The organism is Altererythrobacter sp. KTW20L (assembly GCF_023501975.1).
Lineage (GTDB): Bacteria > Pseudomonadota > Alphaproteobacteria > Sphingomonadales > Sphingomonadaceae > Alteraurantiacibacter.
Genome location: NZ_JAMFLH010000004.1, coordinates 223,139 through 236,367 on the forward strand (window position 1 = coordinate 223,139; position 13,229 = coordinate 236,367).

Annotated in this window: 12 protein-coding genes; 5 read left to right on the forward strand and 7 right to left on the reverse strand. The window is 64.5% G+C overall.

Annotated elements, in window-relative coordinates; genetic code table 11:
- Window positions 1-28 precede the first annotated feature (28 nt).
- Window positions 29-868, reverse strand: coding sequence for a MipA/OmpV family protein (locus M3P36_RS05560; RefSeq protein WP_249702254.1), 840 nt, complete (start codon window positions 866-868; stop codon window positions 29-31).
- 198 nt (window positions 869-1,066) lie between these two features.
- On the opposite strand from M3P36_RS05560, the gene M3P36_RS05565 reads away from it, so the two are divergent.
- Entirely contained in the window at window positions 1,067-2,329 is a 1,263-nt protein-coding gene (locus M3P36_RS05565; protein ID WP_249702255.1) for a gallate dioxygenase, read from the forward strand.
- Between the two features lie 24 nt (window positions 2,330-2,353).
- Here M3P36_RS05565 and M3P36_RS05570 read toward each other — a convergent pair whose 3' ends face one another.
- Entirely contained in the window at window positions 2,354-2,530 is a 177-nt protein-coding gene (locus tag M3P36_RS05570) for a hypothetical protein (RefSeq protein ID WP_249702256.1), read from the reverse strand.
- Window positions 2,531-2,872: 342 nt separating this feature from the next.
- Here M3P36_RS05570 and M3P36_RS05575 point away from each other — a divergent pair, with 342 nt between their 5' ends.
- On the forward strand, window positions 2,873-4,348 hold the full coding sequence (locus tag M3P36_RS05575) for a sulfotransferase (protein ID WP_249702257.1): 1,476 nt from the start codon (window positions 2,873-2,875) through the stop codon (window positions 4,346-4,348).
- Between the two features lie 84 nt (window positions 4,349-4,432).
- Entirely contained in the window at window positions 4,433-5,701 is a 1,269-nt protein-coding gene (locus M3P36_RS05580) for a gallate dioxygenase (protein WP_249702258.1), read from the forward strand.
- Between the two features lie 10 nt (window positions 5,702-5,711).
- Here the strand turns inward: M3P36_RS05580 and M3P36_RS05585 are convergent, their stop codons facing one another.
- The 4 genes from M3P36_RS05585 to M3P36_RS05600 are packed head-to-tail and all read right to left on the reverse strand — an operon-like array spanning window position 5,712 to window position 8,890.
- The gene (locus M3P36_RS05585) at window positions 5,712-7,589 is read right to left on the reverse strand and encodes an ATP-binding cassette domain-containing protein (RefSeq protein ID WP_249702259.1); all 1,878 of its coding nucleotides are present in this window, start codon (window positions 7,587-7,589) and stop codon (window positions 5,712-5,714) included.
- Window positions 7,590-7,629: 40 nt separating this feature from the next.
- On the reverse strand, window positions 7,630-8,046 hold the full coding sequence (locus M3P36_RS05590) for a DoxX family protein (protein WP_249702260.1): 417 nt from the start codon (window positions 8,044-8,046) through the stop codon (window positions 7,630-7,632).
- Window positions 8,043-8,471, reverse strand: a complete 429-nt coding sequence (locus M3P36_RS05595) for a cupin domain-containing protein (protein WP_249702261.1) — start codon at window positions 8,469-8,471, stop codon at window positions 8,043-8,045. The genes M3P36_RS05590 and M3P36_RS05595 overlap by 4 nt, the downstream gene beginning before the upstream one ends.
- 5 nt (window positions 8,472-8,476) lie before the next feature.
- On the reverse strand, window positions 8,477-8,890 hold the full coding sequence (locus tag M3P36_RS05600) for a hypothetical protein (RefSeq protein ID WP_249702262.1): 414 nt from the start codon (window positions 8,888-8,890) through the stop codon (window positions 8,477-8,479).
- 382 nt (window positions 8,891-9,272) lie between these two features.
- On the opposite strand from M3P36_RS05600, the gene M3P36_RS05605 reads away from it, so the two are divergent.
- Complete coding sequence (locus M3P36_RS05605; protein WP_249702263.1) at window positions 9,273-11,522, forward strand: beta strand repeat-containing protein; 2,250 nt, start codon at window positions 9,273-9,275, stop codon at window positions 11,520-11,522.
- Window positions 11,523-11,661: 139 nt separating this feature from the next.
- A complete protein-coding gene (locus M3P36_RS05610) occupies window positions 11,662-12,918 on the forward strand; it encodes a dipeptidase (RefSeq protein ID WP_249702264.1) in 1,257 nt (418 codons plus the stop codon).
- A gap of 20 nt (window positions 12,919-12,938) precedes the next feature.
- Here the strand turns inward: M3P36_RS05610 and M3P36_RS05615 are convergent, their stop codons facing one another.
- Window positions 12,939-13,151: a hypothetical protein gene (locus tag M3P36_RS05615; protein ID WP_249702265.1), complete on the reverse strand. Its 213-nt coding sequence runs from the start codon at window positions 13,149-13,151 to the stop codon at window positions 12,939-12,941.
- Window positions 13,152-13,229 lie beyond the last annotated feature (78 nt).

Consider the following 13,229-nt stretch of genomic DNA (forward strand, 5'->3'; position numbering starts at 1 on the left):
ATTGCGCTTCCCGCCCGTTTTGTTTTGCCTAGAATGTGTAGCCCACCCCGGCAGAGCCGAAGAACTGGTTGGCCGATCCGGCATCGCGCACCAGCGGGCTGGCGGCGAAATCGCCCTGCAGGCGGCTGTAGCTGGCAATACCGAACAGCGACCAGCCCTTGCGTCCGCCCGACAGCGAATAGGTGGCCAGCACATTGGCGCCGACGCTCTCCAGCCCGCCTTGCGGATCGAACGCCGCCAGCCCGCTCGCCGCGCTGCCTTCCGGGGTCACGCCGAAGTAGTACCGGGCATAGTCACCGGGCGCGAAATCGGCGGTAATCGCTGCACGCACAAAGGTGCGGCGGCCCACCAGGGTGGAATATTCGATGGCCGGGCTGAGGCGGTAGCTGTCATGCGCTCCTGCCACATCCCGGACGGCGGTGGCGGTGAACGACAGCTTGTCGGTCCGGCTGGCGATGCCACTGATGCCGATTCCGCCACGCAGGCCCAGTTCCACCGCGGTGTCGAGCTTGCCCAGCGCATTGACCTGCGGATCTTCCACCTTGCCCGTCCGATTGGTGCGCAGGCCGACCACGGGGCCCAGTTCCAGCTCGACCCGCCGGGCCGGATCGTTCGGAATGGCATCGATAAACAGGCGCGGCCCGTTGAGCCGGAAGTCGTGGCCCCGGACCGTCCCTTGCAGCACACCGCCGGGGATGAGCTTGTATTCGTTCGCGCCGTCATAGTCGGTGGTGACCCCCAGGCCGAGGCCCACGGTGATCGTATCCTCCTGCGGCGGAGGGCCACCCTGGGCCAAGGCGGGGAGGGGCGCTGCCACGGCAATCGCGGCGCAAAGCAGGGGCGGGGGCAGAGGCAGGTATCGGGACATGACGGGACAACTTATCGCAAAGGGGAGCAATCGAAACCAGCGGGACCTTCGGGCAGTTCCGGGTTCACCTATGTGAAAACTTCACTCACCTGTAAAACCCTGTTGCCGCGCCCTCGCTTGGCTGGCACAATTCGCCCACCAAATGACAGGCTGCGCAGGTGCATTTCCGCCGAGCGCGAGAGGACAGGATCTTAGACCATGGCAACCATCGTCGGCGGCGTCGCCACGTCGCATACCCCCACCATCGCCTTTGCCAAGGATGCCAAGAAGTTCGACGATCCGGTGTGGAAGCCCATTTTCGATGGCTACAAGCCGGTGCAGGAGTGGTTCCGCGCCAAGAAACCCGACGTCCTGATCTACATCTACAATGATCACATGACCTCGTTCTTCGACCACTACAGCCACTTCGCGCTGGGCGTGGGCGAGAAGTTCGAGGCGGCCGACGAGGGCGGCGGGCCGCGCGATATCCCGGCGATCATGGGTGATCCCAAGTTTGCCGAACATGTCGCCCGGGTGATGGTCGCCAACGAATTCGACCTGTCCTATTTCCAGGGCAAGGGGCTGGACCATGGCGCGTTCAGCCCGCTGTCGGTCATGGTCGACCATGACGACGAGAACGGCTGGGCATTGAAGTTGCTGCCGGTGGTCTGCGGCGTGCTGACCGTACCGCTACCCAGCGCGCGCCGGTTCTACAAGTTCGGCAAGAGCCTGCGCCAGGCGATCCTGTCCTATCCCGAGGACATCAAGGTCGCCATCGCTGGCACCGGTGGCCTGTCGCACCAGGTCCACGGCGAAGGCTGTGGATTCAACAATCCCGAATGGGACCACGAGTTCATGGACCGGCTGGAAAAGGATCCGGAAAGCCTGCTCGACATGACCGTGGCGGACCTGGCCAAGCTGGGCGGCTGGGAAGGCGCGGAAGTCGTGATGTGGCTGATGATGCGCGGGGCGCTGTCGGCGGAAGTCGAATGCACCCACAAGACCTATTTCCTCCCCTCCATGTGCCCCATCGCCACTATGATCATGGAAGAGCGCAGCATGGATGCGCCGGTGGAAGATCCAGCCGTGACCCGCGCCCGTGCCGACCGCGACTATGCCGGGGCGGAAGACATGGAAGGCACCTATCCCTTCACCATCGAACGCGCGGTCAAGGGCTTCCGTCTCAACCATTTCCTGCACTCCCTGACCCAGCCCGAGATGCGCAAGCTGTTCCGCGAGGACGAGGAAGCCGCCTATGAAAAGGGTGGCCTGACCGACGAGGAAAAGCGCCTGGTGCGGGAACGCGACTGGATCGGCATGATCCATTACGGCGTGATCTTCTTCATGCTGGAAAAGCTCGGCGCGGTGACCGGCATCGGCAATATCGACATCTATGCCTCCATGAAGGGCATGACCGTTCCGGAGTTCCAGAAGACGCGGAACGCCGCGATCAACTATGGCGTGGCGGGCAAGGAGAAGTAAGCTCCGCCCACTGGGCGGTTGGGCCTAGGCGTCGCCCACCACGATGCTGATGGTGCCATCAGGGGCGATTTCCACGCGGTAGTCGCGCAACCGGGCGCTGCGGGCCAAGGCCAGAGCGCGGCGCAAGTCCTGCTCGCGCCAGATGCCGCTTTTCATCGGGGCCGGGCCGGGCTGGGCGGCGTCAAGCGGGAAGGCGGTCATGCCGCTACCCGTGCAAATCCGCAGGGATGAGCCCGCGCCCTTTACTGCTGATGAGCGAATATGCAGCGGCGCAACGCGCCCCGTTGGTGTCCCTATGCGACGACCCAGCCTCCCCAACTGGACGGGCCGGATGCCTTATGCGGTCCGTGTCCCGTGCTCCCCGCCTTGGTATGACCTGAGTCCTGCCTGCGTTCAATACAATTTACGACAAATCTGCAGCCCATCGGCGAGCATGACTGCGGCATTACAAATCGCGACATTTCCGCGCTTGAACCACAGGCCCCGGCTGGCAAGGTTGACCCTGATCACCCCCCAAACCTGACGTGAAGTGACCTTACCCTTGTGCCCCTGAATTCGCGGCCTCCAGCCAGCGGACAGCGCGATATTGCTGCCGCCCTGCGCCTGCTCCAGCAGCTTTCGCCCGCCATGGCGCGGCGCGATCGCGGACGGCAGGTGGCGATCATGCGCGAACTGGTGGCGCTGAATGCGCCGCTGGGCCCGCAATGGCAGCAGTTGGCGCAGATCGCCCTCAGCCTTGGTGAAGTGGACCTGGCTTGCCAGATCGCCGAGATCCATCTGGCGCACACCGGCGGCGAGCCGCTGGCGCATTGCCTGAAGGCGGCGGTGCTGGAACAGGCGGGCCGACTGGTGGAGGCGCGCGCCGCGATGGCGCTGGTGCCACGCCATATTCCCTCGCCCGCCGCGCACGCCTTCGGCCTTGGCACCAGTGCGTTGCATCTGGGGCGGGCAGACGAAGCGCGCGAGCACCTGGCCGAAGCGGCGCGGCTTGATCCGGGCAACGGCTTTGCCTGGCTGTCGCTGGGGATGGTAAGCAATCTGGCAGGCGATCCCGCGCTGACCCGGTCCATGCTGGCCGCCGCGCCCCATGCCGCACGGGCCGCGCCGGTCCCGCAGGCGGCCTATCGCTATGCGCTGGGCAACCTGTTTGATGCGCAGGGTGATCACCACCAGGCTTTTGCCAGCTATGCTTCGGGCGCGGCGATCATGCGCCGGGTCGAGCCCTTCAACCGCGCTGCCGATGCCCAAAGTGCCGCGGCGGCCGTGACCGGGCTTACCCGCGCCGAGCTTACCCGCGAGACTCTGGCGGCAGCGGGACGGCAGGCGGCCGAGCTGCCCAATCGCACGCTGTTCGTTACCGGCCTGCCGCGATCGGGCACCACGCTGGTGGAGCAGATCCTCGCCAGCCACAGCAAGGTGGCCGGCGGCGGGGAGCTGAGCCTGCTGCCGCTGCTGGCGCAGGAGGCTTGCTCAAGTGCAGGAGCTGCCGATGCGGCAACGCTGGCGGGCTTGTGGGATCACCTGCTGGGGCAGCGCTTCCCAGCACCGGGGCTGGTGGTGGACAAGTCGCTCAACACCAGCCGCTTCCTGGGGCTGGCCGCCAGTATCGCGCCCGGCGCGCCGGTGATCTGGGTGCAGCGCGATCCGCTGGATTGTGCCTGGTCATGCTTCCGCACCTTCTTTCCGCAGAGCATGCCGTGGACTTACGACATGGCCGATATCGCTTGGCTCTTCCGGCAGGAGGAGCAGTTGCTCGCCCGCTGGCAGGACCTGCTGGGTGACCGGCTGCTGGTAGTGCCTTACGAACAGCTGGCCGGCGATCCCGCGCCGTGGATCGGCCGCATCCTGGACCATTGCGGGCTGGCGGCGGAACCGCAGGTGTTCACCCCGCACCACACCCGCCGCGCGGTCACCACGGCCAGCGCCAGTCAGGTGCGCCAGCCGATTAACCGCCGGGGCATCGGCTCTGCCGGGCCCTATCGCCAGTATCTGCAGGGCTTTACCGCAGCCCCGGTTTGACCCCGCTCAAGGATCGTCAGCGCTGCATGCCATAGCCCCCCTTCTGCATTGGGCCGTCGATTCGGTCCGCAGGAGATAGCAGCAATGGCCCAGATCGTCGGCGGGTTCGCCGTTTCGCACACCCCCACTATCGCCTTCGCGCAGGACGCGGGCAAGCAGGACGATCCGGTATGGAAGCCGATTTTCGACGGTTTCCAGCCGGTCAAGGACTGGCTGGCCGAAGTGAAGCCCGATGTGATCGTCTATGTTTACAACGATCACATGACCAGCTTCTGGATGCAGCATTACAGCCACTTCGCCATCGGTATCGGCGAGGAATATGCCGCAGCAGACGAAGGCGGCGGCCCGCGGCACATCCCGCCGATCAAGGGCGATCCCGATTTCGCCCAGCACCTCGCCTTCGGCATGGTGGCCGATGACTTCGACCTGTCCTATTGGCAGGGCATGGGGCTGGACCACGGCGCGTTTTCGCCGTTGTCGGTGCTGCTGCCCCATTCGGAGGAGGACGGCTGGCCGTGCAAGATCGTGCCGCTGCAGTGTGGTGTGCTCGAACTGCCGATCCCCAAAGCCAGGCGGTTCTGGAACTTTGGCCGATCCCTGCGCCGCGCGATCCAGAACTATCCGGCCGACATCAAGGTGGCTATTGCCGGCACCGGCGGCCTGTCGCACCAGGTCCACGGCGAACGCTGCGGTTTCAACAACGTGGATTGGGACCACGAATTCATGGACCGGCTGGCCAACGATCCGACCAGCCTGATCGACATTCCGGTGGGCGAGCTGGTGAAACTGGGCGGCATGGAAGGCGCCGAAATCGTGATGTGGATGCTGATGCGCGGGGCTCTCGCACCCAAGGTCAGTGAATTGCACCGCAGTTTCTTCCTGCCAAGCATGACTTCCATCGCGTCAATGGTGTTCGAGGATGCCGAGCCCGATCCCTCGCCGGAGAGCATGGAGGACTACGCCAAGCGCATCTACTGGGACGTGGCGCCGGCGCTGGAGCTGGAAGGCACCTATCCCTTTACCGTGACCCGCAGTGCCAGGGCGTGGCGGATCAACCAGTTCCTCCACACCATCGTAGATCCGGCCTTTCGCGCCCGCTTCAAGACCGATTTCGAGTCCCTGGCCGACGAGCACGCGCTGACCGAGGAGGAAAAGACCCTGATCCGCGACCTCGATTGGATCGGCATGATCCGGTACGGCGTGATCTTCTTTAACCTTGAGAAGCTGGCGCCAGTGGTGGGGCTGGGCAACATTGATGTCTATGCCGCGATGAAAGGCATGACTGTACCTGAATTCCAGAAGACCCGGAATGCGGCGATCAACTATTCGGTAGAGGCCGACCCGGTGGGTTAGGCCCCGGACGTCAGGCCAGCGCCTCGACCTGCTCGCCCAGATCAAGCCACAGTGCCTCGGCCATTTCCAGCGCGTCGGCGACGGAGGCGCGGCGCTGGGCCAGTTCCTCCATCGACAGGCGCTTCAGGTCCGATTGCCGGTTGGAAGGGTTGGCGAGGGCCGCATCGATGGCCGCCAGCTGCTTTTGCAGCTTGGTCTGTTCGCGCTCGGCGGCGTTCAGCCGCTCTTTCAGCGCGCGCAATTCCTCGCTAGCCTGCCCATTGGCCTGCTCGCGCGCCTTCTTGTCCCTCTTGCCGCCGCTGCGCGAGGCTGCATCGCCCTTGGGCTGGTTGCGGCCCAGCACGAAGTCGATGTAATCTTCCATGCTGCCGTTGTAATCGCGCGCCGTGCCGTCATCGACCAGCACCAGCCGGTCGGCGGTCAGTTCGACCATGTGGCGATCGTGGCTGATCAGGATAACCGCGCCGGAATAGTCGTTGAGCGCCTGGACCAGCGCTTCGCGCGCATCGACGTCCAGGTGGTTGGTCGGTTCGTCGAGGATCAGCATGTGCGGCGCTTCATAGGTGATCAGCGCCAGCGCCAGCCGCGCCCGCTCCCCGCCCGACAGCTTGCCGACCTGCTGCGTGGCGCGCGCGCCCGAAAAGCCGAACCGGCCAAGCTGCGCGCGCACGGCGCCCGGCGTCTTGTCTTTCATGGCGCGGGTCATGTGTTCCAGCGGAGTATCGCCGCCGGCCAGTTCCTCCACCTGGTACTGGGTAAAGTAGCCGACCTTCATTTGCCCCGAAGCCGCCATCGCGCCTTCCATCGGCGCCAGTTGCGCCGCCAGCAGGCGGGCCAGCGTGGTCTTGCCGTTGCCGTTGCGACCCAAGAGCGCGATCCGGTCATCCGGGTCGATCCGCAGCATTAGCCGCTTGAGGATCGGGGTGTCGCCATAGCCGACTGCCGCCATGTCCAGCGTGACGAGCGGCGGGCGCAGTTCGGTGGGATCGGGGAAACCGAAGCTCAGGCTGGGATCTTCGGCAAGCGCAGCGATGGGCTGCATCTTGGCGAGCATCTTGGCCCGGCTCTGCGCCTGCTTGGCGGTGGAGGCGCGGGCGGAGTTGCGCGCCACATAGTCCTGCAGCCGCGCCCGCTGGGCATCCTGCGCGGCCTTGGCGGCGGCGAGCTGGCTGGCCCGCTCGGCCCGCTGGCGTTCGAAACTGTCATAGCCGCCGGCATAGAGCGTCAGCTTGCCGCCCTGCAGGTGGAGGATGTGATCGACCACGTTGTTGAGCAGGTCGCGTTCGTGGCTGATCACCACCAGCGTGGCTGGATAGCTCTTGAGGAAGTTCTCCAGCCACAGCGTGGCTTCGAGGTCGAGGTGGTTCGAGGGTTCGTCCAGCAGCAGCACATCGGGCTGCGAGAACAGCAGCGAGCCGAGCGCCACGCGCATTTTCCAGCCGCCCGAGAAGCTGTCGAGCGGGCGATTCTGCATCTCTTCGTCGAAACCCAGGCCGGTCAGGATCACCGCGGCGCGGGTGGGGGCGGTATAGGCATCAATGGCGATCAGCCGTTCGTAGATATCGCCCAGCAGTTCGGGATCGGCGGCCTCTTCTGCCTTGGCCAGCAGTTCCAGCCGTTCGGTATCGGCGGCGAGAACGGCTTCCAGCGGGGTGGCAATGCCGTGCGGGGCTTCCTGCGCGATATAGCCCAATCGCGTGCGGCGCGGCATGGCGATGACGCCGTCGTCCGGGTCGATCTCGCCGATCAGCGCCTTCATCAAGGTGGACTTGCCTGCACCGTTGCGGCCGATCAGGCCCACTCGCCCGCCGGGCGGAATCGAAGCGCTGGCGCGTTCGATGATTGTGCGTCCGCCAAGGCGCACGGTCAGGTCCGAAATGGTCAGCATGGCGGCGCCCCCTAACAGGAGAGCGGGCCAATTGCCATGGCTATGCGGCAGGTGGGCGAGGACGGCGCCGGAAAGGCCAGCCTGTGACACCGCTGCACCACAGTGCCAGCCAGATCAGCAGTGGTTGGGCGGCCATGCGCGGCACGTGATAGGCAAGGCCCCAGCCACCGTCCGGAACGGCCAGATCGATCAGCATGTGATTCACATTCGCCGGCCAGACGCACAGCGCATAGAGTGCCAGCCCCACGCCTCCCACCTGGCGCAAGCAGGCAGAAAAGGGTTGGGCAAGGGCAGTGGCACCCAACAGCTCGGCGATCCCGGTCAGCAGCACGACCTGTTCTGGCCACGGCACGAAGGACGGCATGATTGCCAGGAATGGTTCGGGTCGGACGAGATGGGCATAGCCGGCATAGGCATAGAAGGCGGCGAGGAGGAGGCGCAGGGCAGCGCGGATCATGCCCCCGGCCGCCAGCTTGGCGGGGCAAGCACGAAGCCCTCGAAACGGAAGGCCGGGACAACGACGCAGGACACCAGCGTGTAGCCCTGTGGCCCGGAAAGCGGCGCTGCGGCCTGCCATTCGTCCGGTTCCACCACGTATTGCACCTGTTCGCCAGCCAGGACATTGCCGCCCAGCACGATCTCGCGCACCGGATCGCTATCGGCCTTGGCGAGGGATAGCAACAACGGATCGCCAGCGTGCCACAGCCATGTTTCGGCGGCATCGACCCGGTGCCAATGGCTGGACTGGTGGCTTGCAAGCAGGAAGTGGATCGCCGTCGCAGTCTCGCGACCCGCCGGGCCGCGCCAGGTTTCGCGATACCAGCCGCCTTCCGGATGCGGCTGGAGGCCCAGCTGCTGGATGATCTGCCGTGACGCTCCCATGAACCCTACTGCGGGCCGAGCCCGAACTCGGCCCTTTCCCGGTTGATATAGGGCCGGCACAGTTCGCCGATCTTGAGGATATAGACGGCCACCGGCGAGAACCGGTTGAACTGGGGCTCATCGTAGGCGGCAGTGATCTGGGCCGACAGGACAGCAGCGGTAATGCGCTGTTCGACCAGGCAACGGGTGCGTCCGCGCTTGGCCAGCGCCTCGGTCAGCGAGTCGTCCACGAAGAAGTAGTTCAGGCTGTCATTGAGGCCCTGGACATAGGCCGCCTTGGCCTCGGCCGAAAGTGCGATCCAGCCGGCCCGGGTGTTGACGAAACCTTCAGCCAGCGCCGGAGCAGGGAGCGCCGCCGCTGCCGCCACAAGTAGCGGCGGAATGACCAGCATCCTCAAAATCTTAACCATCTTGTTCATTTCGCCTTTAGTTGGGCGGCCGCATGGGCCGTCACGCAAAAACCGGGGTTTCGCAGGCATCGGTATGGGATTCCAGCCCACCCACCTGATCGAGTCCCGTTTTGGCCCGAGATTGTCAAACTTTGTCATCAAAGTGCTCTTTACGTAAATACACGTAGTGCGTTAAGGATAATGCAGGCCCGGGCATGGGGTCTTGGGGAGAACAGGGTAACAGGGGCATTTCACACATTGGATGGAGGGCGGGCGCGTTGTTTGCCGCTTGCGGGCCGTAAGGTCGCAGTCCCATTCTATGCGAGGTCGTTGTCTTCGAGAAGTCCCTACACCCGACAAGCGTCATGCTAGCAATTGCAGCGTTTCGTATTCGATTTATTGGAGACAATTGATGATCAAAGTCAGAAAAACCATTCTGTGCGGCACCGCCCTTTCGGCGCTGGTGTTTGCCCTTCCGGCGCAAGCACAGATCACCATCGGTTTCGATCCGATCGAAGTTAACGACGGTGCTCCCGACGGGATCAACAATGGTGCAACGCTCGACACCAATGGTGGCAATATCGAACTTGGCGGGGGCGACATCTTCACCCAAGGTGGCGACATCAACGGTTTCAATGTGAGTGCATCGGGCAACCTGACCACTGGCAACGACCTGATCGTCGCAGACGCCGGCTCGTTCGGCGGCAACGTGTCGGTCGCACTCAATCTCGATGTCGATGGCTTCACCACCACCGATGGCATCACCAACGACGGCAATATCTCCACCACCACCCTCAGCGCGACTGGCAATGTCTCGGCGGGCAGCTTCACCGGCAATGTCACGGGTAATGTGACCGGCGACCTGACCGGCAACGTCACGGGTAATGTGACTGGCGACCTGACCGGCAATGTTACTGGTGGAACCGTTTCGGCCACCACACTTACCACTTCCGGTGATGCTGCCGTGGGCGGTGATCTTGTTGTGTTTGGCGACGTGGGTGTTGTCGGCGCGATCGGGGCTACCGATGCCTTTGTCGACAACAATTTGGTAGTTGACAATGATGCCTCCGTTGGCGGCGATCTGGCGGTAACCGGCGATGTGTCGGCCACCAACGGCAACTTTAGCGGCAGCGTGGATATCGCCGGCAACCTGGATGTCGACGGTGTAATCTTCTCCTCGACCTTCTCGGACGTCCTCATTGCCGATGACCTGACGGTTATTGGCGATGTGGCCGCAGAGGATGGCAGCTTCAGCGGCGATGTCGGTGTGGCGGGCACTTTGGCCGCGGGTGATGTGGAAACCGATCAGGTGACCTCGGCCACCGGCACGCTGACGCTCAGCTCGACCGGGCCGAGCAACATTGCCATCAACGAGGAAAGCATTGTGCTGCATGGCGGCTCGTCCTCGACCACGGTGACAATCGATGACAACGGCATCCTGGTGGAAGACACCACCAACGGTCAGACCTTCGCCCTTGATGATGCCGGCAACGGCACCTTCGCCGGCAACGTGGCGGCAGTGGATGGCAACTTCACCGGCAGCGTCAACGCACCGACCGTGAATGCCGATCAAGTGAATGCCGATGACGTAAACGCCAACACGGTCGACGCCAACACCGTCAATGCCGGGTCGGTCAACGCGACCACCGGCAACCTGGGCACGGTGAACGCCACGACCGGCAACATTGCCACGGTCAACGCCTCTGCCGTGAACTCCACCACCGCCACGATCGGCACGGTGAACGCCACCACCGCCAACGTCGGCACGGTGAACTTCAATGTGGCAAACGGCAACACGGCCAACATCGGCACGGTGAACTCTTCGGCAACGAACACCGGCACCCTTTTTGTCGCCAATAATGCCACGGTCGTTGGCAACCTCGACGTCGATGGTGTCACGACCACCGACGGCATCATCAACGATGGCAACATCGCCACCACCACGCTCAGCACCACCGGCAACGCCACCATCGGTGGCGATCTGGCTGTGGCTGGCCTCACCAATGCCAACGGCGGCCTGGCCACCAATGGTGCGAACATCACCACGGCCGGCGGCACGATCAACACCGGCGCAGGTTCGATCACCACGACGGGTGCGGTCAACGCCGGCTCGGCCACGGTGACCGGCCTGACCAGCACCGGCACGCTCACCACCACCGGCGCTGCCACGATCGGCACCTCGCTGGCTGTCGGCACCAGCATCACGGCTGGCGGCAACATCTCGACCACCAGCGGCGACATCGTCACCGTGACCGGTGACGTTGTGGCCGGCGGGATCCGTCTCGACAGCTCGACCGGCCGGATCACCGGTGTGTCGAACGGTGTTGCGGCGACCGATGCGGTCAACCTCGGCCAGCTTAACGGCGCAGTCACAACGCTGAACGCCCGCATCGATGCAACCAACCTGCGCGTGACGGACCTCGAAGGCCGCTCTGCACAGGCCTTCCAGGGTGTTGCCATGGGCTTCGCGATGAACGCTGCGCCGCTCAACCTCGCCAATGGCGAAGGCGGTATCGCAGTCGGCGGCGGCGTGTTCGAAGGTGAATACGCCGGTGCCGTCCGCGCCCAGTTCGTCACCGAAAACGGCTTTGGCATCGGTGCCAATATCGGCTTCTCGGAAGACGCGGTTGGCGGCGGCGTGGGTGCCAGCATCAAGTTCTGATCCTTTTCGGATACAGATCAGGAAAAATCGGTCGGCGGTCCTCCTCGGAGGGCCGCCGATCTGCTTTTCAAGGCAGGGATTCTGCGCCATGTTGCAGTGCAACCGCGGCCATGTGTGCCGGCGCAAAAGGAACCCCGCCGTGAGATATCTCCTCCCGCTTGCCGCGTTCGCCCTCCTCGCCTATCCCGCCGCCGCCCAGCGCCAGTCGCCCGAGGCAGTCGCCCGTGCCGCGCTGGAGAATGCTCCGGTGTTCGACGGCCATAACGACATGCCCGGCCAGTTGCGTGAAAGGTTCGGCAACGTCATCGGCAGTTTCGATTTCAACGACGGGATCGACGTACCGCCCAGCGGGTGGGGCAGCCCTTCGATGCACACAGACCTGCCGCGCCTGCGCCAGGGCCAGGTGGGTGCCCAGTTCTGGTCGGTCTATGTCTCGGCCAGCCTGCCCGGACCCGAAGCTGCCGTTGCGGTGATGGAGCAGATCGACGTGACGAAGCGGCTGATCGCCCGTTACCCCGACCAGCTCGAACTCGTGACCACGGCGGCCGAAGTCGAGGCGGCGATGCGGCGTGGCCGGATCGCCTCGATGATCGGGATGGAAGGCGGCAATGCGATCGCCGACAGCCTGGCGGTGCTGCGCCAGATGCACGCGCTGGGCGCACGCTATCTCACCCTCACCCATTCGGCCACGACCCGCTGGGCCGACAGCGCGACGGACGTGCCGCGCCACGGGGGCTTGAGCGAATTCGGCGTGCTGGTGGTGCGCGAGATGGCGCGGTTGGGCATGATGGTCGATCTCAGCCATGTCAGCGAGGAGACGATGCACGATGCGTTGGATGCCATCGGCGCGCCGGTGATCTTCAGCCACTCGGGCGCGCGGGCGGTGAACGGCCATGCGCGCAACGTGCCCGATAGCGTGCTCGAACGCCTGCCGCAGGAAGGCGGCATCGTGATGGTGGTGGGCTTGCCGGCCTTCCTCGACGAAGACCTGCGCCAGCACGGCGCCAACCGGGCCGCCGAACAGGCGCGGCTCAACAACCTGTTCCTCGGCCAGCCGCAGGAAGTTGCCGCCCGTATGGCCGAATGGGACAGGGCGAATGCCGCGCCACTGGCGACGGTTTCGGACATGGCCGACCATATCGACCATGTCCGCGCGGTAGCGGGTATCGATCACATCGGCATCGGCGGCGACTATGACGGCATGGCCACGGGACCGGTCGGGATGGAGGACGTTTCGGGCTATCCCGCCCTGTTCACCGAACTGGCGCGGCGCGGCTATTCACGGACCGATCTGGAAAAGATCGCCAACCGCAATATGCTCCGGGTCTTGCGCGAGGTAGAGGCGCACGCTGCCAGCCTGACGGGCATGGCTCCACTCGAAACGCCGGTTAACTAGCTCGCCGCCAAAGGGCGCGGCTATTCCATGCCTTGGGTTACAGCGGGATCGGCGGTGCGATTCGTTTCATCTACGGTATCGCTTTGCGTCATTGCCGGGATGATCCACACGGCGGACATGGCGATCACGGCCAGGAGCAGGCTGAAGCCCAGCACATAGCGCACGATGCCCGGGGTGGATCCGGCACGCGCCTCGTTGGTTTCGGTATGAACTTCTTCTCCGCGGCGTTCCATTGTCGATCCCTTCAGTGGCCTGTTTGCCAGTGGGGAATCTACGGTTCACCGGGCGAATCGTTCCGTCGGGGCGGTGTC